General features: G+C 73.5%; 19 protein-coding genes. 8 read left to right on the top strand and 11 right to left on the bottom strand.

Features of this window, described 5'->3' with window-relative positions:
• Positions 1 to 2: 2 nt before the first annotated feature.
• From ABZ573_RS12295 to ABZ573_RS12260, 8 genes are all read right to left on the bottom strand, one after another.
• On the bottom strand, positions 3 to 1,064 hold the full coding sequence (locus tag ABZ573_RS12295; protein ID WP_151457652.1) for a glycosyltransferase family 4 protein: 1,062 nt from the start codon (positions 1,062 to 1,064) through the stop codon (positions 3 to 5).
• A 186-nt stretch (positions 1,065 to 1,250) separates the two neighbouring features.
• Positions 1,251 to 1,922, bottom strand: a complete 672-nt coding sequence (locus tag ABZ573_RS12290; RefSeq protein WP_358117819.1) for a BON domain-containing protein — start codon at positions 1,920 to 1,922, stop codon at positions 1,251 to 1,253.
• Positions 1,923 to 2,097: 175 nt separating this feature from the next.
• Positions 2,098 to 3,966 (bottom strand): trypsin-like peptidase domain-containing protein, encoded by a 1,869-nt coding sequence (locus ABZ573_RS12285; RefSeq protein ID WP_358117816.1) that lies wholly within the window; start codon positions 3,964 to 3,966, stop codon positions 2,098 to 2,100.
• A 62-nt stretch (positions 3,967 to 4,028) separates the two neighbouring features.
• Positions 4,029 to 5,585, bottom strand: a complete 1,557-nt coding sequence (locus ABZ573_RS12280; RefSeq protein ID WP_358117813.1) for a HAMP domain-containing sensor histidine kinase — start codon at positions 5,583 to 5,585, stop codon at positions 4,029 to 4,031.
• A complete protein-coding gene (locus ABZ573_RS12275; protein ID WP_151457730.1) occupies positions 5,582 to 6,283 on the bottom strand; it encodes a response regulator transcription factor in 702 nt (233 codons plus the stop codon). Before ABZ573_RS12275 ends, ABZ573_RS12280 begins: the two co-directional genes overlap by 4 nt.
• A gap of 75 nt (positions 6,284 to 6,358) precedes the next feature.
• Positions 6,359 to 7,033, bottom strand: a complete 675-nt coding sequence (locus tag ABZ573_RS12270; RefSeq protein ID WP_358117810.1) for a PadR family transcriptional regulator — start codon at positions 7,031 to 7,033, stop codon at positions 6,359 to 6,361.
• Positions 7,030 to 7,860: a DUF4097 family beta strand repeat-containing protein gene (locus tag ABZ573_RS12265; RefSeq protein ID WP_358117807.1), complete on the bottom strand. Its 831-nt coding sequence runs from the start codon at positions 7,858 to 7,860 to the stop codon at positions 7,030 to 7,032. The genes ABZ573_RS12270 and ABZ573_RS12265 overlap by 4 nt, the downstream gene beginning before the upstream one ends.
• A 96-nt stretch (positions 7,861 to 7,956) precedes the next feature.
• Positions 7,957 to 8,136, bottom strand: coding sequence for a hypothetical protein (locus ABZ573_RS12260; RefSeq protein ID WP_358117804.1), 180 nt, complete (start codon positions 8,134 to 8,136; stop codon positions 7,957 to 7,959).
• A 403-nt stretch (positions 8,137 to 8,539) separates the two neighbouring features.
• On the opposite strand from ABZ573_RS12260, the gene ABZ573_RS12255 reads away from it, so the two are divergent.
• Together ABZ573_RS12255 and ABZ573_RS12250 are read left to right on the top strand one after the other, a co-directional pair.
• On the top strand, positions 8,540 to 9,337 hold the full coding sequence (locus ABZ573_RS12255) for a helix-turn-helix transcriptional regulator (protein WP_358117890.1): 798 nt from the start codon (positions 8,540 to 8,542) through the stop codon (positions 9,335 to 9,337).
• The gene (locus ABZ573_RS12250) at positions 9,328 to 9,528 is read left to right on the top strand and encodes a DUF397 domain-containing protein (protein ID WP_358117801.1); all 201 of its coding nucleotides are present in this window, start codon (positions 9,328 to 9,330) and stop codon (positions 9,526 to 9,528) included. The genes ABZ573_RS12255 and ABZ573_RS12250 overlap by 10 nt, the downstream gene beginning before the upstream one ends.
• 19 nt (positions 9,529 to 9,547) lie before the next feature.
• On the opposite strand, the gene ABZ573_RS12245 is transcribed toward ABZ573_RS12250, so the two are convergent.
• From ABZ573_RS12245 to ABZ573_RS12235, 3 genes are all read right to left on the bottom strand, one after another.
• On the bottom strand, positions 9,548 to 10,414 hold the full coding sequence (locus tag ABZ573_RS12245; RefSeq protein ID WP_327029486.1) for a lysophospholipid acyltransferase family protein: 867 nt from the start codon (positions 10,412 to 10,414) through the stop codon (positions 9,548 to 9,550).
• A complete protein-coding gene (locus tag ABZ573_RS12240; protein WP_358117798.1) occupies positions 10,411 to 11,190 on the bottom strand; it encodes a GNAT family N-acyltransferase in 780 nt (259 codons plus the stop codon). Before ABZ573_RS12240 ends, ABZ573_RS12245 begins: the two co-directional genes overlap by 4 nt.
• Before the next feature lie 110 nt (positions 11,191 to 11,300).
• Complete coding sequence (locus tag ABZ573_RS12235; RefSeq protein WP_225852411.1) at positions 11,301 to 11,807, bottom strand: hypothetical protein; 507 nt, start codon at positions 11,805 to 11,807, stop codon at positions 11,301 to 11,303.
• A gap of 105 nt (positions 11,808 to 11,912) precedes the next feature.
• Between ABZ573_RS12235 and ABZ573_RS12230 the strand changes: the two genes are divergently transcribed.
• From ABZ573_RS12230 to ABZ573_RS12205, 6 genes are all read left to right on the top strand, one after another.
• A complete protein-coding gene (locus tag ABZ573_RS12230; protein ID WP_358117794.1) occupies positions 11,913 to 12,572 on the top strand; it encodes a hypothetical protein in 660 nt (219 codons plus the stop codon).
• A 131-nt stretch (positions 12,573 to 12,703) separates the two neighbouring features.
• Positions 12,704 to 13,639 carry an ATP-binding cassette domain-containing protein gene (locus tag ABZ573_RS12225; RefSeq protein ID WP_151456604.1) on the top strand — a complete coding sequence of 312 codons (936 nt, stop codon included), beginning with the start codon at positions 12,704 to 12,706 and terminating at the stop codon, positions 13,637 to 13,639.
• Positions 13,636 to 14,448 carry an ABC transporter permease gene (locus ABZ573_RS12220; RefSeq protein ID WP_151456603.1) on the top strand — a complete coding sequence of 271 codons (813 nt, stop codon included), beginning with the start codon at positions 13,636 to 13,638 and terminating at the stop codon, positions 14,446 to 14,448. Before ABZ573_RS12225 ends, ABZ573_RS12220 begins: the two co-directional genes overlap by 4 nt.
• A gap of 279 nt (positions 14,449 to 14,727) precedes the next feature.
• Positions 14,728 to 18,477 (top strand): multifunctional oxoglutarate decarboxylase/oxoglutarate dehydrogenase thiamine pyrophosphate-binding subunit/dihydrolipoyllysine-residue succinyltransferase subunit, encoded by a 3,750-nt coding sequence (locus ABZ573_RS12215; protein ID WP_151456602.1) that lies wholly within the window; start codon positions 14,728 to 14,730, stop codon positions 18,475 to 18,477.
• A 136-nt stretch (positions 18,478 to 18,613) separates the two neighbouring features.
• A complete protein-coding gene (locus ABZ573_RS12210) occupies positions 18,614 to 18,793 on the top strand; it encodes a DUF6104 family protein (RefSeq protein ID WP_151456601.1) in 180 nt (59 codons plus the stop codon).
• 32 nt (positions 18,794 to 18,825) lie between these two features.
• A complete protein-coding gene (locus ABZ573_RS12205; protein WP_358117787.1) occupies positions 18,826 to 19,872 on the top strand; it encodes a glycoside hydrolase family 6 protein in 1,047 nt (348 codons plus the stop codon).
• Positions 19,873 to 19,946: the final 74 nt, after the last annotated feature.

Below are 19,946 nucleotides of genomic sequence, written 5' to 3'. Positions count from 1 at the left end.
GGTCAGCGGGCCCGCGCCCGGACCGGCGCCCGGGCCGCCTCGGGCGACGCCGCCTCCGCGATGAAGCGGCGGTACACCTCCTCGTAGCCGGTGGCCATCCGCCCGGTGGAGAAGTTCTCCGCCACGTGCGCGACGCAGGCCGCCGGATCGATGCCCGTCGCCGCGCGCAGGGCGCTCGGCAGCTCGTCCACGTGCTCGCAGATCAGGCCGGTCCTTCCCGGTCGGACGAGTTCCGGCACCGCCCCCCGGTCCAGCGCCACCACCGGTGTCCCGGTCGCCATCGCCTCCACCATCACCATGCCGAACGGTTCGTCCCACCGGATCGGCATGATCAAACACCGGGCCTCGACCAGCAGCCGCAGCGCCTCGGCCCGGTCGGCGTCGAGCACCACCCGGACGTCCTCGCCGAGCAGGGGCCGGACCACCTGGTCGTAGTAGCGGCGCTCGGCCGGCTCGTTGCACTTGCCGGCCAGCACCAGCGGCAGGCCGGCGGCCCGGCAGGCCCGGATGGCGACGTCCGGGCCCTTGTCGGGGCTGAACCGGGCCAGCCAGAGCACCGGCCCCCGCCCGGGGGCGGTCTTGTGCGGGATGCCCCGGACGTCCATCGCGTTGTGCACCGTACCGACCCAGTGCAGCGGCGGGTTGAGCCGGCGCTGGGCATGCGAGATGGCCACCAGCCCGACGCCCCTGTCGGTCTCGCTGAGCACGTCGCCGTACTCGCCCACGGGGTTGCCGTGCACGGTGGCAACGGTGGGCACGGCCCGGTGGCCGGCGATCAGCGGGCCGATGGTGGTGTGGTCGTGGACGATGTCGAAGTCGCCGGCGTGGACCCGGTGGTTGACCCGGGCCAGGTGGGCCAGCTCGGGCAGCGCCTCGCCGAGCCGGTCGAACTGGAGTTCGGGCACCGTGGAGACGAACGCCGCCGCGGTCCCGTGCTCCCGGCCCGCCCCGAACACGGTGACCGCGTGACCCCGGTCGACCAGCGTCTCCACCAGGCCGGTCACCACCTGTTCCAGCCCGCCGTAGCCGGGCGGCGGCACCGACAGCCACGGCGGCACCACCATCGCGATCCGCAACGGCCGCGGTGCCGATCGGTCGGGCGACGGATGGTTCACGGCCACGGATTCCTCCCCCTCGGTCACTGCTGTGGCATCACCGGACCGGCCCCGCCGCGACCGGTGCCCGCTGGGCGGGCGGGATCGACGACGGGTTCCCGGCGGCGGCGCCACTAAACGGGACGATCCGGGCGGTCACCCGCCCACGAGGAGCTGCTCCCGCACCGCCCGTACCCCCTCGCCGGACCAGGCCACCCGCTCCGCCTCGTCCCTTTCCCACCAGGAGCGCACCACCCCGGTCAGCACGACCGTGTCCCCGTCCACCTCGACGGTCACCCGCTCCGTGCCGATGCCGCGCCCCAGCGCCCGCTGGAGGTCGCGCCGGAGCCGCTCGCTGTCGGTACGGGCGACGGGGCGCACCTCGACCAGGTTGGTCACCCCGCGTACGCCCCGCAGCCGGCGCAACTCCCGCTCGGCGGTGCGCCGCTGCCAGCCGAACTCCACCTCGCCACGGAGCATCACCCAGCCGTTGGCCACGGTGACGTCCAGCCGCTCGGCGGGGACGAAGCTGTCCCACTCCAGCGCCCGGCCCGCCGCGATCGCGATCTCGGCGTCCGTACGCCCCGGCTCGCCGGGCAGGCGCACCTCGACGTCGTCGGCGACCGCCCGCACCCCTCGTACGCGCTGCGCGCAGCGCCGCGCCGCCCACTTCCGCGCGTATCCGTCGACCCAGCCGGTCAGGGTGACCACGCCGTCGTGGACGGTCACCCCGATCTCGTTCGGCTGCGCCTGGGCGTCCCAGCCCAGTTCGTCGAGCACGTCCCGCTGGATCCGCTCGTCGGTCCGAACGGCCGCTGCCGTGGTCATCGCACCCTCCGTACGCCTCGCCGGTCCTGACTGCCGACGATCCCGGCGCGACGGGTGACGGCGGCTCACCCGCACCGGGTGAACCGCCGTCAGAGGGAGCGACGGGTGACGGAGCCAACCCCCTTGGCCCCGCCACCCGCCGCCCGGAGGGAGGAGGAATGTCTTCGGTTGCCGGTTACGACGTCTCGGCGAGCGTCACGGTCGCCCGGGATTCGGTGCCGTTGCGCTTGTAGGTCACCTCGACCCGGTCGCCGACCTTGCCGGCCTGCACGGCGCCGACCAGGTCGTCCGAGTCGTTGACGGCCTTGTCGCCGAACCGGGTGACCACGTCGCCGCGCTGCAGGCCGGCCTTCTCGGCGGGGCTGCCCGGCGTGACGGCGGCGACCAGGGCTCCGCCGCCCTCGGCGGGGGTCACGCTGACCCCGAGCGACGGGTGGCTGACCTTCTCGCCCCGCTGGAGCTTGCCGGCCACGTCCTTGGCCTTGTTGCTGGGGATGGCGAAGCCGACGCCGATGTTGCCGCTGCTGCCCTGCCCGGCGGTGGCGATCGCGGTGTTGATGCCGATCACCTCGCCCCTGGTGTTGACCAGTGCGCCGCCGGAGTTGCCCGGGTTGATCGGCGCGTCGGTCTGGAGCAGCCCCGCGATCGAGCTGGCCCCCTGCGCCGGGTCCTGCCGCTGCTGCCCACTGCCCGCCTGGATGGTGCGGTCCCGGGCGCTGAGGATGCCGGCGGTGACCGAGCCCTGGAGGCCCAGCGGGCTGCCGAGGGCGAGCACCTGGTCGCCGACCTGCATGGCGTCGCTGTCTCCGAAGGTGGCGGCCTTGAGGCCGCTGACGCCGTTGGCCTTGACCACCGCGAGGTCGGTCTTCGGGTCGGTGCCGACGATCTTGGCCTCGGCGGTCTTGCCGTCGGCGAAGGTCACCACGGCCTTGCCGTCGGTGGCGGAGGCGACCACGTGGTTGTTGGTGAGCACGAAGCCGTCGGCGGTGAGGATCACGCCGGAGCCCTCGCCGTTGTCCGTGCCGATCGAGACGACGCTGGGCTGCACTGCGGCGGCGATCCGGGGCAGGTCGGCGCCGTTGATGATCGGCGCGGCGGAGTAGGTGCGGGTGATGCCCGAGTCGCCGTCGACGGCGAGCGCGAGCGCCCCGCCGGCGACGCCCGAGCCGAGCATCAGCGCGAAGACCGCCACCCCGGCGCCGGCGAACTTGGCGATCCGGCTTGGCCGGGGGCCCGCCGTCTGCGGGGCCGCCCAGGGCGGGACGGGCTGGCCGGAGGGGTGCGGCTGGTGACCGTACGGCTGTCCCGGCTGTCCCGGCTGTCCCCCGCCGCTCCAGCCGGACTGCTGGCCGTACCAGGGCGCGCCAGAAGCCTGCGGGTAGCCGGACTGCGGGTGACCTTGCTGCCCGGCGGCCTGGGGGTAGCCGGGCTGACCCGCGACCTGCGGGTAGCCGGGCTGACCCGCGACCTGCGGGTAGCCGGGCTGACCCGCGACCTGCGGGTAGCCGGGCTGACCCGCGACCTGCGGGTAGCCGGGCTGACCCGCCGCGTGCGGGTGACCGGGCTGGCCGGCGGCCTGCGGATGAGCCGGCTGGGGCTGGCCGGCGGCCGGGTGCTGCGCAACGGCCGGGGCGGGCGCGAAGGGGCCGGGCGGGGTGGGTCGGTCGAGCGGACCGGCACCGTCGGGGGCGCGGGCCGGCTCGGCGGCGCGCGGGCCGCCGTCGCCGGCCGGCGGGCCGTCGGCGGCCGGGCCCGACCCGGCGGTACGCGGCGCCTCGCCGCCAAGTGGGGCGGAGCCACCGGCGGCCGGGCCGGTGTCGCCGCCGGGCGCAGTGCCGAACCTGACGGTCGGGGTGGAGTCACCGGCGGCCGGGGCGGGGTCGCCGCCGGGCACGGTGGTCAGGCCGACGGTCGGGGCGGAGTCACCGCCGGGGGCGGAGTCGGACTGCGCGCGCTCGGCACGCGGCAGCTCGGCGGTGGGGTGCGACGGCTCGGCGTCGGGGTGGGCCGGCCGGCGCTGCGGGTCGGACTCGTGCTCGGTCATGTCTCCACCTTGACGCGCACCACTGCGATCCGCCTGGAACGCACCTGAATGTTGGCTGAAAGTCACTCGCCATCGCCCTCGTCGTCCGGCACGAGAGGGAGCCGGACCCGGAAGGTCGCTCCCCCGCCGGGAGTCTCGGCCACCTCGACGGTGCCGTGGTGGGCGCGCACCAGCGCCGCGACGATGGCCAGGCCGAGGCCGGTGCCGGTGTTGCCGCCGGCCCGCCGGGTACGCGCCGCGTCCACCCGGTAGAAGCGCTCGAAGACCCGCTCCGCCTGCTCCGGGTTGAGCCCGGGACCGGTGTCCGCCACCTCGACCACGGCCAGGTTCCCGGGCTCGGCGCGCATCCGCAGGGTCACCGAGGCCTCCGGCGGGGTGTGCGTGAGCGCGTTGGTCATCAGGTTGCCGATGATCTGGCGCAGCCGGGCGTCGTCGCCGTAGACGACCAGCGGACCGGAGCCGGGGGTGACCTCCAGCTCGATCCGGCGCTCGGGCGCCACCGCCCGGGCGGCCTCGACCGCCTCGCTGGCCAGCACGGGCAGTTCCACCGGGGCGAGGGAGAGCGGTCGCTCCCGGTCCAGCCGGGCGAGCAGCAGCAGGTCCTCCACCAGCAGGCCCATCCGGGCCGCCTCCTGCTCGATGCGGCGCAGCAGGTCGGCGGTCTGCTCCGGCGCGCTCGCCGCGCCCTGCCGGTACAGCTCTGAGAAGCCCCGGATGGTGGTCAGCGGCGTCCGCAGCTCGTGCGAGGCGTCCGCGACGAACTGCCGCATCCGCTCCTCGGAGCGGCGGGCCCGCGCCTCGGAGGCCCGCGCCGAGCCGGCCGCCTCCCGGGCGGCGGCCTCGGCGGACCGGGCGGCCAACTCCGAGGCGGCCCGCGCGGTGAAGGCGACCTCGATCTGGTTCAGCATGGCGTTCAACGCCCGAGAGAGCCGCCCCAGCTCGGACGTGGGGACGGGCTGCCCCTGCTCCGGGTCGGGCACCCGCCGGGTGAGGTCGCCACCGGCGATGGCGGCGGCCGTACGCTCTATCTCCACCAGCGGCTTCAGGCTGGTCCGGACGATCGCCGCGCCGATGGAGGCGAGCAGGACCAGCACCGCGCCGCCGACCAGCAGGTCTATCCAGACCAGCTGCTTCACGGCGCGATCCACCTGGGTGAGCGGCTGGCCCACGGCCAGCACCGAGCCGTCCTTCTGTCCCGCGTAGACCACCCGCCAGCGAGTGCGACCGTCCTGGGACACGACGGTGCGGGGCTTGCCCTCCAGCGCGATGAATCCGCTCCGGTCGCTGGGAAAACTGGGCAGTTGCTCGGGGTTGAGGCTGATGTCGTCGTAGACCGTCCCGTACACCTGATTTTCGTCGGCGAGCGAAACGACGTAGCTGCTGGGCAGCATCGCCTCGACCCTGCCGCTGCGGAGCCCGGGCAGCAGTTGCCCGAGCCCCTGGCTGGCCGACTTGATCTGGCCGTCCACCTGGCCGACCAGGTAGTTGCGGAGAAAGAAGGTGGTCAGGGAGCTGATCACCAGGAGCGCGGCGGCGACCAGGGCCAGCACCGCGGCGACCAGCTTGACCCGCAGCGGGACGCTGCGCAGCCGCGCCTTGCCCTGGTCGAGGGGGTTCACGCCGCCGGCTTGCGCAGGACGTAGCCGACGCCTCGGAGGGTGTGGATCAGCCGGGGCTGGGTGTTGTCCACCTTGCGGCGCAGGTAGGAGATGTAGGACTCGACGATGTTGTCGTCGCCCCGGAAGTCGTAGTTCCACACGTGGTCGAGGATCTGCGCCTTGGACAGCACCCGGTTGGCGTTCAGCATCAGGTAGCGCAGCAGCTTGAACTCGGTCGGTGAGAGCTGCACCCGCTGGCCGGCCCGGTGCACCTCGTGGGTCTCCTCGTCCAGCTCCAGGTCGGCGAAGGTGAGCCGGGAGGGCGTCTGCTCGCCGCTGCTGGTCCGCCGCAGCACCGCCCGGATCCGGGCGGTCAGCTCCTCCAGGCTGAACGGCTTGGTGACGTAGTCGTCCCCGCCCAGGGTCAGCCCCCGGATCTTGTCGTCGGTCGCGTCACGGGCGGTGAGGAAGACCACCGGCGTACGGGTGCCGCCCTCGCGCAGCATCCGGATGACCTCGAAGCCGTCCAGGTCGGGCAGCATCACGTCGAGCACCACCAGGTCGGGCCGGTGGTCCTTGGCGGCGTTGAGAGCGGCGCTGCCGCTCGTCGCGGTGGCCACGTCGAAGCCCGCGAAGCGCAGACTCGCGGAGAGCAGTTCGAGGATGTTGGGATCGTCCTCGACGACGAGCAGTCGCGCCTCGGTCTGGGTAGCGGCCATGCCGCCCATCATCCGCGCTCTCGCTGCGTCCGCGCTGGGCACTCGCTGGAAAGTAGCTGTGAGGCGGCGTCGGGCTCAGCGCAGCAGCCGGCGCAGCCCGTCCAGCGCGCCGTCGAGCAGCCGGATGGCCGTACGTAGCTGCGAGTCGCTGAGCCGGCGGGCCCGGACCAGGGCGCCCACCTCGACGGCGAAGGTCGCCAGCCGCTGGTCGAACTCGGCCAGCGTGGCGGTGGACGCGGACGCCGGCCCGGCTTCCGACGACGCGCCGAACGCGGGCGACGGGCCGGCGGGGGGTACGGGCGACGGGGCGGGGGCGGGCGTCGGGCCGGCGCCGGGGGGCGCCCAGCGGGGACGACGGGTCTGCCGGGCCGCCTCGCGCAGCTCCCGCTTCAGGTCGCGGACGGAGCCGCGTACCTCGTTCTGGATCTCTCCGGCCAGGGCTGACAGGTCCTCCACGGAGGCGGCGATGTCCGACTCCAGGGCGGTGAGCTCGCCGGCCCGCTGCCGCAGCTCGGCCCGGCCCGCCTCGGTGATCTCGTAGACCTTCCGGCCGCCGGCGGCGGTGTGGGTGACCAGGCCGTCGGCCTCCAGCCGCTGCAACCGGGGATAGATGGTGCCGGCGCTGGGCGCGTAGAGGCCAAGGAAGCGCTCCTCCAGCAGGCGGATCAGCTCGTAGCCGTGCTTCGGGCCGTCGTCGAGGAGCTTGAGCAGGTAGAGCCGGAGCCGCCCGTGACTGAACACGGCGGTCACGGCAGCTCCTCCTCGTCGTCGTCCACCGGGCGGGCGAGCAGCGCGATGCTGCCCGACGTGGCGGACGCGGAGAGCCTACCCTCACCCGCGCCGAGCACGCCCTCGCTGTCCACCACGGACCCGGGGACGGCGCTGCCCCGCACCTCGGGGAAGCCGCTGGTGATCCGGCCCGACGTGGTGTGCAGGCGGACGGCCAGGTCGCTGTCCGCGCGGACCCGGACGGTGATGCTGCCGGAGACCGTGCTGAGCCGGATGTCGCTGCGGCGGGGGTTGTCCAGGTCGCAGGTGATGGCCCCGGAGACGGTGTGCGCGCGGACCCGCCCGGCCGCGCTGTCGGCGAGGGTCACCTCTCCCGCGACGGTCTCCAGGTCCAGGTCGCCGGCCACCCCCAGCGCCTCGACCGGGCCCGCCATGGTCTTCGCCGACGTCCGGCCGTGAAGGCCCATCAGGGCGATCCGGCCCGAGGTCACCTCCACCCGGGTCTTGCCGCGCAGGCCCGACGCGACCAGCGAACCCTCCACCAACTCCAGGTCGGCCAGCACGTCGGCCGGGACCGCGACGGAGACGTCGACCCGGGGCAGCCGGGACAGCGGGCCCAGCCAGAAGATGTGGTCCGCGAGCCGCCAGCGTCGCTGCTGGCGTACGGAGAGCCGGCCGTCGCGATGCTCCACCAGGACCGGCCGGCGGCCGACCCGGGTGATGTCGACCCGGGGCGGCCCATCGGTGGCCACCACGTTGAGGCGACCGCTGAGCAGGTGGACGTCGAGTCGGCCGACGGGCCCGTCCAGGGTGATCCGCTGCGGGGCGTGCACGGTCCAGTCGGTCATCGGTCCTCCCTCCACGGCGTGCCGCGTCGCCGGCACGTCGGATGGCAGGACACTAACGCGATACATCGCGATATGACAAGCGCCGGCGTGACGGCCTCACGGCACCGGTTCCACGAGCGGCCGGCGGTACGGGCCCCAGGCCACGAAGCGGTCGAACATGGCCCGAGGGGTGGGGCCGCCGCGGGGGTCGAGGTGCCCGGCGGCGGCGAGATCGGCCGCGCCGTACCACAGGATCTCGGTCGCGTCGTTCGCCCTCGGCCCGACCGACGGCGGCACGAAGGGCCCGATGGGGCCGGGGATGTACGGAGCCGGCCTGCCCGGGCGGGGCGGCGGGTGCGGTGCCGGAGCGGGCTTCGGCCGCCGGCTCCGGATCTCCCGCCGTTCCGCGCAGTTCGGGCAGGCGCAGTGCCGTCCGCACCGACTCCGGTGCCAGCCTCCACGGTGACCCACTTTCTCCCCCACCCCGCTGTCGAGGTGGGCCGCCCCGCCACGGGAAAGCGGGGCGGCCCCGGCAGGACCCGCCCACGTCCTCGACGACGGCGAACGGGTCCGCGTGGTGACAGTCTGGTGAGGACACCACTACCGTCGACACATGCTCGCCGCATCCGCGCAGGTCAACGAGCCGGTCGAGCGGGCACGGGAGACACGCCGACGGGACCGAGCAGAATGTGGGGAATCGATGGGCACCGCCACCAACTACGTGCTGGGTGAGCTACGCACGTTCCGCGCTCAGCTCGGCCTGAGCCAGGACGACTTCGGCAGGACGATCGGCTACTCCGGGTCGCACGTCAGCTCCGTCGAGACGGGCGGTCGCCCGCCGACCCGGGAGTACATGAAGGCGATCGACGACCAGCACGACACGGGCGAGCGGTTCGGCCGGATGCTCCGTGAGCTGGCCCGGCTGGACGCCACGCCGGCCTGGCTGCGGGAGTGGATCGAGTTCGAGCGGGAGGCGGCGACGTTGCGCTGGTTCGAGCTGGCGTACGTGCCGGGCCTGCTCCAGACCGAACGCTACGCCCGCGCCACGCTGGCGGGGGGCCGGTTCACGGCCGACGAGGTCGAGCGGATCGTCGCGTCCAGGCTGGAGCGTCAGGCGATCCTCGGCCGGGAGCGGCCACCCCAGCTCATCGCCGTCGTCGACGAGGCCGTGCTGCGCCGGCCGGTGCTCGACCAGCCGGGGCTCATGGCCGAGCAGCTCGATCACCTGGTGGCCCTCGCGACGCAGGAACACGTGCAGCTCCACGTCGTCCCGGCCGACGCCGGCATGTATCTCGGACTGGCCGGCCAGTTCATCATCGCCGAGCTGCCGGACGGCACCCGGGTCACTTACGCCGACAATCAGCTCAGCGCGCAGATCGTCGACGCATCCACCGATGTTGCTAGGCTGGCCAGGACGTGGGAGATCGTGCGGAACGAGGCCCTCCCCCGCCGGCAGTCGACCGTGCTGATCAAGGAGGTGGCGAAGTCATGGACGTGATGACCCCGCGGTGGCGTAAGTCGACGAGATCCGGCGGCAACGGCGGAGCCTGCGTCGAGGTCGCGGACAACCTGCCGGGCGTCGTGCTGGTACGCGACACCAAGGACCGCGAGGGCGGCACCCTCCACTTCGACTCCCGGGCGTGGCAGTCGTTCGTCGGCCTGGCCAGGCGGATCGGCCCGGTCGGCTGACCCGCTCCTCCCCCCGACTTCATGCCGCGTATCCCGCCGGCGCCCTCCCGACGGCGGCAGCGGGGACGTGCACGACCGACTCGGCCGCCCGGGCGAGCAGCCGCCGGTCGGCGTCCCGGGCGGGATGCAGGGCGGCGGAGACGCTCACCCGCACCTCCAGGTCCCGGGCGGCGAGCACCCGGCCCACCGAGCGCAGCAGGTCGTCGTCCCCGACGAATGCGGCGGCCGTGGTCGGCACGCCGGTCGCGGCCCACCGGTAGCCGATCCGCAGTGGCACCACCGGCGCCCCGGCGTCGATCGCCGCCTGGAACAGCGCCGGACGGAACCCCCGGCCGGGGCGGCAGCCGATCGCGTCGGCGGTGCCGCACCAGGTCGTACCCTCCGGAAAGACCGCCACCGGGCTGCCGGCGCGCAGCGCGGCGGTGACCCGGGCCACCGTCGCGGGCAGGGCGCGGGGGCGGGCCCGGTCGACCAGGACGGTGCCGGCCGCCGCCGCGAGCAGCCCGACCAGCGGCCAGGACCGGACCTCCCGCTTGGCCACCATCCGGGCCGGCGCGACGGCCAGCAGCGCGAGCACGTCCAGCCAGGAGGCATGGTTGGCGACCAGCAGCGCCGGCCGCCGGGGCGGCCGGCCGCGCACCACGAGGCGCACGCCGAACGCGCGCAGCGTCCACCGGGCCCAACCACGCAGGGCCGCCGCCCGGTCCCCGGCCGGCAGCACCGGCAGCAGCACCGCCAGCACCGTCCCCGCCGACAGCGTCCCGAGGACGGCGAGGGTGCGGCCCGCCCGCCGGACGGGCGACACGGCCGGCGCCTCGCCGGCCGCCGGAAGGCAGGTGGGCCCGCACCCCGAGGCGGGCAGCCAGAGGCGTCCGGCGATGCTCACCGCTCGGCCCCGCCGAGGAAGTGCCGCAGGTAACGGGGGTTCATCCGGTCCAGGGAGAAGAGCACGTAGAAGTCGGCCACCCCGAAGTCCGGGTCGTACGCCGGCTCGCCGCAGACCCAGGCCCCGAGGCGCAGGTAGCCGCGCAGCAGCGGCGGAACGGTGGCCCGCGCGGCCGGGCCGTCGGCCGCCGCCGGCCCGACGAGCCCGTCCGGCTCGGCGAACCAGGGGCGCCTCGGCCGTACGCGCAGCCGCGGCGGGGCCAGGTGCCGGGCCGCGACCTCGTCCCACACCCGCGCGACGGTCCCGCCCCCGTCGGCAACGGGCACCGACGCGCAGCCGCCGAGCCAACGCGACCCGCGCAGGTGCAGGTAGCGGACGATGCCGGCCCACATGAGGTTGATCACCGCGCCGGAGCGGTGATCGGGGTGTACGCAGGACCGGCCGGCCTCGACCAGGTCGTCGCGGAGCGGGTCGAGCCCGGTGAGGTCGAACTCGGTCGCGGCGTACCGCCGCTCGGTGCGGCCCGGCGGGAGCAGCCGGTACGTGCCGACCACCTCGCCGGTGCCCTCCTGCCGGACGATCAGGTGGTCGCAGTACGCGTCGAGGTCGTCGACGTCGAGCCCGGCGGCCCCCGGGCGCAGGGTGGCGCCGAGTTCGGTGGCGAACACCTCGTGACGGAGGCGTTGCGCGGCCGCGACCTCGCTCGGGTCGTCGGCGATCAGCAGGGTGTAACCGCTGGTCGTCAGGGGTGCGCCAGCGGCGTGCAGAACGGCCATGGGACCTGTGTAGGCGGCCCGGGTTGCCGGCCGGCGGGGTGAGGGGTGTCGATGAGGTGAACGGCCCGTGCCGGTGTCGGGCGACGACCGCGGCGAGGTCGGCGCTCGTCTCAGCGGTTGGCGCGCAGGTCCCGGGCGAGATGCGAGCGCCGGAACCCCACCGTGACCAGGCGCCGCAGGTCGGCCCGGTTGTCGTGCATGAGCTGCACGTGGAAATAGTTGACGTATTCGAGCGCGGCGAAGAGCCCGAAGGCCAGCCCCGGGTACGACCGCGCGCCGGGCGTCCGCACGGCGGCCACGGCACAGGCGATGATCACGACGGCCAGGAGGATCGGCAGGGCGGCGCGGGCGGTGCCGAAGTGGCGCCGGCCGGGCAGGCGCGGCTCCCCGCGGCGCAACTGCCGGAGCTTGAGCGCCCAGTAGGCCGCGCCCACCACGAGCAGGGCCGCGAACGCCCCGAAGCCGGCGAGGTTCGCCGCCGTCGGCGGCAGGCCCACCAGTTGGAACCACACCCACGCCTGTAGGGGAACGTTCAGCAGCTCCCAGCCGGCGAGCGAGCGGAGCCGGCGCCGGGCCGCCTCGCGGGTCGGGCCGGCCGGCAGGTGAGGACTGGGCACGGCCCCACAGTGGCACAGCACCGGACGAACACCGGGGTCGACGGCGTGCGAGGCTGCCGGGGGCGCACCGGCGACGGGGCCGGGCGTCGCGGTCGGAGGTGTCTCATGATCATCGAGTCGCGTTTCAACGGGCCGCCCGGCTCGGGCAACGGCGGCTGGAGCGCCGGGGTCCTCGCCGGCGCCGCCGGCCCCGGGCCGGTCGAGGTGACGTTGCGTCGCCCTCCCCCGCTGGAGACCCCGCTCACTCTCGTCGACGGCGAGGTCCGCGACCCGCAGGGCAACCTCGTCGCCCAGGTCCGCCCCACGGAGGACCCCCGGGCGGTGGTGCCGCCGGTGGACCTGCCGGCCGCGCGGGCCGCCTCGGCGGCGTACCCCGGGCTGGTCGACCACCCCTTCCCGGGCTGCTACGTCTGCGGTCCGGACCGCGCCGACGGGCTGCGGATCTTTCCGGGGCGGCTGCCGGACGGCCGCACCGCCGCGCCGTTCCGGGTGCCCGCGTCGGTCACGACCGCCACCGTCTGGGCCGCGCTGGACTGCCCCGGCGGCTGGGCCGTGATCGCCCCCGGCCGGCCGTACGTCCTGGGCCGGATCGCGGCGGTGGTCGCGGCGCTGCCGGAGCCGGGCGACGAGTGCGTGGTGACCGGCGTCATGGTCGGCGGCGAGGGCCGCAAGGCGCTCGTGCACACCAGCCTGTACGGACCCGACGGCGCTCTCCTGGCCTGGGCCCGGGCAACCTGGATCGCCGTGGCCGACGACATCGGATAATCGTTCCTGGGGATGAGGGCCTCCTGCCTGAGGCGGAGGTGGATCTCGGAAGTGCGCCTGATTGACCTGGTTGCGCCCGCCCGCCACGCTGTGTCACGGCGTACCCCGACGCCACCGCACGAAGGAGAGCAATGACTGACGGGCAGAGAAGCCCCACCGGTGACGGTCAGATCGTGGTGTCCGGCCTGACGAAGCAGTACAAGAACGTCCGGGCCGTCAACGATCTGTCGTTCACCGTCGAACCGGGGCGGGTGACCGGCTTCCTCGGCCCCAACGGCGCCGGCAAGACGACCACGCTGCGGATGCTGCTGAACCTGGTCACGCCGACCAGCGGGACGGCGACCATCAGCGGGCGGCGCTACGCCGACCTGACCGACCCGCTGCGGCACGTCGGCGCCGTGCTGGAGGCGTCCAGCGCGCACAAGGGCCGCACCGGCATCAACCACCTGCGGGTGATCGCCGCGGCGGCCGGCCTGCCGAAGCACCGGGCCGACGAGGCGCTGGCGCAGGTCGGGCTCACTCCGGCGGCGAAGCGCAAGTTCAAGGGCTACTCGCTCGGCATGAAGCAGCGGCTCGGCATCGCCGCCGGGATGCTCGGCGACCCCCGCGTGCTGATCCTCGACGAGCCCGCCAACGGGCTCGACCCGGAGGGCATCCGGTGGATGCGCGGCTTCCTCAAGAACCTCGCGCACGAGGGCCGCACGGTGCTGGTCTCCAGCCACCTGCTGTCGGAGATGCAGCTGCTCGCCGACGACGTGGTGATCATCGCCGCCGGGCAGCTGGTCCGCCAGGGCACGGTCGAGCAGGTCATGGGCTCGATGGCGCAGGGCGTACGGGTCCGCGTCCGCACCCCGCAGGCCGACGCGCTGACCGCCGCCCTCAAGGAGGGTCCGGCGACGGTCGACGTCGACGAGCACGGCGTCCTGCTGGTGGGCGGGGTGGACGCCCCGACCGTGGGCCGGGTCGCCCTGACGGCCGGCGTCGAACTGCATGAACTGACCACGGAACGGCCCGACCTCGAACGGGTCTTCCTGGAGCTGACGGCCGGAAAGGCGGGCATCCGATGAACCTCGTCCGGTCCGAGCTTCTCAAGATCCGCACCACCAGCACCTGGTGGTGGCTGGCCATCGCCGCGTTCCTGTCGATCGCGCTGGCCTTCGCCTTCAACGCCTGGGTCGCCAACGAGACGTTGAACGGCAACGCCGAGGAACTGGGCGTCACCGGCGACCAGGCCTCCGCGGCGGCGCAGGCCGCGAACCTGTACACCTCCGGGCAGTACCTGGGCCTGATGTTCGTGATGCTGATCGGCATCCTGATGGTCACCAACGAGTTCTTCCACCAGACGGCGACCACCACGTTCCTGGCCACACCGCGGCGCACATCGGTGATCCTCAGCAAGCTGGTCGCGGCCAGCCTGCTGGGCATCGGTTTCTGGCTGGTGACCACGCTGATCGACCTGGCCGCCGGGGCGGTGTTCCTGTCGGCCAACGGCCACGGCACCCTGCTCGGCGAGTGGGCCGTGCAGCGGGCGCTGCTGCTCAACCTGCTGGCGTACGCGATCTGGACGGTCCTCGGCATCGGCATCGGCACGCTGATCACCAACCAGCTCGGCGCGGTGATCACCGCCGCGGTGCTCTACCTCGTCGGCACGCAGGTGGTGGGGCTGCTGTTCATGCTGCTGTCGAACCTGCTCAACAGCGAGGCCGTGGTCAAGTGGCAGGTGATCTGGCCCGCCATCGCCTCGACCGTCATGGTCAGCGAGGGCCAGACCGACTTCACCCCCGCCTGGTGGGTCGGCGCGCTCGTGCTGATCGGCTACGCGGTGGTGAGCGGGGTCGTCGGCGTGCTCATCACCCGGCGGCGCGACATCTCCTGACGGTCCGGGCGCAGGCGGCGGGGGTGGTGCCGAGCACCACCCCCGCCGCCGTTCGACATGGGGCCGGCCGCCACATCGGGCCTTACCAGCAGCCGGCCGCACACGCAGCGTTTGGTGAACTTCTGGCATCTTCTGTGAAACGGGCCACGGGTCGGAGGCGGAAATGCCTGTGGCATCCGTACGGCGTAGCCTGGGAGCCGTCTCGTGCGCGCTCGAAGGCAGGGCGACACCGGACACCGCGTGACACACAAACCCGCGTGAAAGAGGCGATTACCGGCCGTGTCGACCCAGCAGACTTCGCAGGAGAACCCACTGGCGGGTTTCGGTCCGAACGAGTGGATCGTCGAGGAGATGTACCAGCGCTACCTCGCCGACCCCACCAGCGTCGATTCGGCCTGGCACGACTTCTTCGCGGACTACCGCCCGGCGCCCGGCGCCGGGAAGCCGCGCGGAACTGAGCAGGCCCCGAAGCCGGCCGCCAAGCCGGAGCCCGCCGGCCAGCAGGAGGCGGCCACCGCGGTCGCGCAGCCGACGGAGAAGAAGCCGGCGGAGAAGAAGCCCGAGACCAAGCCGGAGACCAAGCCGGAGAAGCCCGCCGCCAAGGCCGCCCCGGCCAAGCCGGCGCCCGCGAAGGCGGCTCCCGCCAAGCCCGCGGCCACCAAGCCGACCGCCACCGGTCCGCAGACCACCCCGCTGCGCGGCGTGGCCGCGAAGATCGTCCAGAACATGGACGCCTCGCTGGCCGTGCCGACCGCCACCAGCGTGCGCGCCGTCCCGGCCAAGCTCCTGGTCGACAACCGCATCGTGATCAACAACCACCTCACCCGTGGGCGCGGTGGCAAGGTCAGCTTCACCCACCTCATCGGCTACGCGATGGTCCGGGCCCTGGTCGCCCACCCGGAGATGAACAACTCCTTCGCCGAGGTCGACGGCAAGCCGGTCATGGTCCGGCCGGAGCACGTCAACCTGGGCATCGCGATCGACCTGGCCAAGCCGGACGGCAGCCGCAACCTGGTGGTCCCCTCCATCAAGGCGTGCGAGCAGATGGACTTCCGGCAGTTCTGGCAGGCGTACGAGGACGTGGTCCGGCGTGCCCGCCGCAACGAGCTGACCATGGACGACTACTCCGGCACCACGATCTCGCTGACCAACCCCGGCGGCATCGGCACCGTGCACTCGATGCCGCGCCTCATGCAGGGGCAGAGCGCCATCATCGGCGTCGGCGCGATGGAGTACCCGGCCCCCTACCAGGGCATGTCCGAGGCCACCCTGGCCGAGCTGGCCGTCAGCAAGGTCATCACCCTCACCAGCACGTACGACCACCGGATCATCCAGGGCGCCCAGTCCGGCGAGTTCCTGAAGGTCATGCACGAGCTGCTGCTCGGTGAGCACGGCTTCTACGACCAGATCTTCACCTCGCTGCGCATCCCGTACGAGCCGGTGCGCTGGATGCGCGACGTCGCGGTCAACAACGAGGGCCAGATCAACAAGACCGCCCGGGTGCACGAGCTGATCCACGCGTACCGCGTGCGCGGCCACCTGATGGCCGACACCGACCCGCTCGAGTTCAAGATCCGCAAGCACCCCGACCTGGACGTGCTCCAGCACGGGCTGACCCTCTGGGACCTCGACCGCGAGTTCCCGGTCAACGGCTTCGCCGGCAAGCAGCGGATGAAGCTGCGCGCCGTCCTCGGCGTGCTGCGCGACTCGTACTGCCGGCGCGTCGGCATCGAGTACATGCACATCCAGGACCCGGAGGAGCGGCGCTGGATCCAGGAACGGATCGAGCGCAAGTACGAGAAGCCGTCGGCCGACGAGCAGAAGCACGTGCTCAACCGGCTCAACGCCGCCGAGGCGTTCGAGACCTTCCTCCAGACCAAGTACGTCGGGCAGAAGCGCTTCTCGCTGGAGGGCGGCGAGTCGCTGATCCCGCTGCTCGGCGAGGTGCTGGAGGCCTCCGCCGAGGGCGGGCTGGACGAGGTCGTCATCGGCATGGCCCACCGTGGCCGGCTGAACGTGCTGGCCAACATCGTCGGCAAGCCGTACGAGAAGATCTTCTCGGAGTTCGAGGGGCACCTGGACCCGCGTTCCACCCAGGGCTCCGGCGACGTGAAGTACCACCTGGGCCAGAACGGCAAGTTCACCACGCCCGACGGCGACCACGCGGTCAAGGTCTCGGTGGTGGCGAACCCGTCGCACCTGGAGGCCGTCGACCCGGTGCTGGAGGGCATCGTCCGGGCCAAGCAGGACCGGATAGACCTCAAGCTGGAGGGCTACACCGTGCTGCCGCTGGCGGTGCACGGTGACGCCGCCTTCGCCGGCCAGGGCGTGGTCGCCGAGACCCTCAACCTCTCGCAGCTGCGCGGCTACCGCACGGGCGGCACCGTCCACGTGGTGGTCAACAACCAGGTCGGCTTCACCACCGCCCCGGAGTACAGCCGCTCCAGCCTCTACAGCACGGACGTCGCCCGGATGATCCAGGCGCCGATCTTCCACGTCAACGGCGACGACCCCGAGGCCGTGGTCCGGGTCGCCCGGCTGGCCTTCGAGTACCGGCAGGCGTTCAACAAGGACGTCGTCATCGACATGGTCTGCTACCGCCGGCGCGGGCACAACGAGGGCGACGACCCGTCGATGTCCAACCCGCAGATGTACAAGATCATCGACTCGAAGCGGTCCGTCCGGAAGCTCTACACCGAGGAGCTGATCGGGCGCGGCGACATCACCGTGGAGGACGCGGAGGAGCTGCTGCGCGACTACCAGTCGCAGCTGGAGCGGGTCTTCAAGGCCACCCGCGACGCGGCCACCACGCCGCGGCAGCTCAGCCGCCCGAAGCGGGAGGACGAGCCGGAGCCGCAGGTGGAGACCGCCACCGACGCGGCCGTCGTCAAGGCCGTCGGCGAGGCGCACGTCAACCTGCCGGAGGGCTTCACCCCGCACAAGCGGATCCAGCAGCTGCTCGACCGGCGGGCCAAGATGTCCGTCGAGGGCAACATCGACTGGGGCTTCGGCGAGATCATCGCGTTCGGCTCGCTGCTGCACGACGGGGTCACCGTCCGGCTCGCCGGGCAGGACTCCCGCCGGGGCACCTTCGTCCAGCGGCACGCCTCCGTGGTCGACGCCCAGACCGGCGACGACTACCTGCCGTTGCAGTCGCTGACCGGCGACGGCGAGCGGTCCCGGTTCTTCGTGCACGACTCCCTGCTCAGCGAGTACGCGGCGATGGGCTTCGAGTACGGCTATTCGGTGGAGAACATCAACGCGCTGGTCGCCTGGGAGGCGCAGTTCGGCGACTTCGTCAACGGCGCCCAGTCGGTGATCGACGAGTTCATCTCCTCCGGCGAGGTGAAGTGGGGCCAGCGCTCCGCCGTCACCCTGCTGCTGCCGCACGGCCACGAGGGCCAGGGCCCGGACCACACCTCCGGTCGCCCGGAGCGGTTCCTCCAGATGTGCGCCGAGGACAACATGCGGGTGTCGATCCCGACCACCCCGGCGAACTACTTCCACCTGCTGCGCCGCCAGGCGCTGTCGCCGAAGCGCAAGCCGCTGGTGGTGTTCACGCCGAAGTCGCTGCTGCGGCACAAGCTCTGCGTCTCCCCGGTCGAGGACTTCACCACCGGCACCTTCCAGCCGGTGCTGCCCGACTCGGGCTCTCCGGCGCCGGAGCAGGTGAAGCGGGTGCTGCTCTGCTCGGGCAAGGTCTACTACGACCTGTTCCAGGCCCGCGCCGAGCGGGGCGTCACCGACACCGCGATCATCCGGATCGAGCAGCTCTACCCGATGCCGGTCGAGGAGATCCGGGCCGCCCTCGCGGCGTACCCGAACGCGGAGGACTTCGCCTGGGTGCAGGAGGAGCCGGCCAACCAGGGCGCCTGGTCGTTCGTCGCGCTCAACCTGCTGGAGCACCTGTCGGACGTACGGCTGCGCCGGATCTCCCGCCCGGCCGCCGCCGCCCCGGCCGTCGGCTCGGCGAAGATGCACGAGGTCGAGCAGACCGCGCTGATCGAGGCGGCCCTGCCCCGCCCGTGACCTGACAGCACCGCCGACCGGGGCAGGGACCGTCACGACGACGGCTCTGCCCCGGTCGGCGTCCCGGCTCCCGCCGCCGGCAGGCCCCGGCGGCACCACGGCCCACCCAGCACAGCGACGAAGAGGGACCGACAGCATGTACTTCACCGACCGTGGAATCGAGGAGCTCGTCGAGCGCCGGGGCGGCGAACAGGTCAGCATGGAGTGGCTCGGCGAGCGCCTACGCGACTTCGTGGACCTGAACCCCGAGTTCGAGACCCCGATCGAGCGCTTCGCCACCTGGCTCGCCCGCCTGGACGACGAGGACGAGGACTGAGCCGGACCGCCCCGGAGGAACGGACGTCCCCGATGCCGCCACCGAACCGCTCCCGCCGCTCGCCCGTACGCCGGTCGGCCCTGGCGGCGGGCGCCGCCGTGGCGCTGCTGCTCTCGGGCTGCGGCGCGGAACCCCGACGCCGCCCCGGGCCGGTGCCGGGGAGCGCCGCCGGGTCCCCCGCGGCGGCCCCGCCCCCGGTCTTCTACGTCGCCCCGGGGAACCCTGCGGAGGCGGAGGCGGACCGGCGGGAGGCGCTGGGCCGGACCGCCGACGCGGCGGCGCTGCGCCGGATCGGCGCGCGACCCAGCGCGAAGTGGCTGACCGGCGGGCCGGCGGTCCGCGACGAGGTCGACGCGTACCTGGGGCAGGCGGCGCTCGCCGGCCAGACGCCGGTGCTGGTCGTGCACAACATCCCGGACCGCGACTGCGCCCGCCAGGGCACCGGCGGGGCCAGCGGCCCGGCGGAGTACCAGCGCTGGATCCGCGACCTCACGGCGGGCGTCGAGGGCCGGCCGGTCACCGTGGTCCTCGAACCCGGGGCGGTGCCGGACGCCGTACGGGGCTGCGTCCGCGACCCCGACGGGCGGCTCACGCTGCTACGGGACGCCGTCACCGTGCTCCGCAGCACCGGCAGCGCCCGGGTCTACGTGGACGCGGGGCACCCCGGCTGGATCTCCGACGTCGCCGCGCTCACGGCGGCGCTCGACCGGGCGGGGGTCGGCGAGGCCGACGGCTTCGCGCTCAACGTGGCCAACTTCTTCGGCACCGCGCAGAACGTCCGCTACGGCCACCGCATCTCCGACGCCCTCGGCGGCGGCACCCGCTTCGTCGTCGACACCAGCCGCAACGGCAACGGCCCCCACGCGGGTGCCACCGTGGACGGCGCGCCGAGCTGGTGCAATCCGCCGGGACGGTCGCTCGGTCAGGAGCCGACGGCCGATCCCGGCCTGCCCCGGGTGGACGCGCTGCTCTGGGTCAAGTACCCGGGCGAGTCCGACGGCGCCTGCCGCCCCGGGGAGCCGGACAGCGGCGTCTGGTGGCCCGAGTACGCCCTCGGTCTGGCCCGGCGCGCCGGCTGACCCGACCGACCTTGGCGGGCCGGCCAGCCCCGCCGCCCGCCTGCTCAGCCCCGCCAGGCCGGTCGGCCCGGCCG

Source organism: Micromonospora sp. NPDC007220 (assembly GCF_040634035.1).
Taxonomy (GTDB): domain Bacteria; phylum Actinomycetota; class Actinomycetes; order Mycobacteriales; family Micromonosporaceae; genus Micromonospora; species Micromonospora reichwaldensis.
This window is presented reverse-complemented; position numbering and strand designations above follow the sequence as displayed.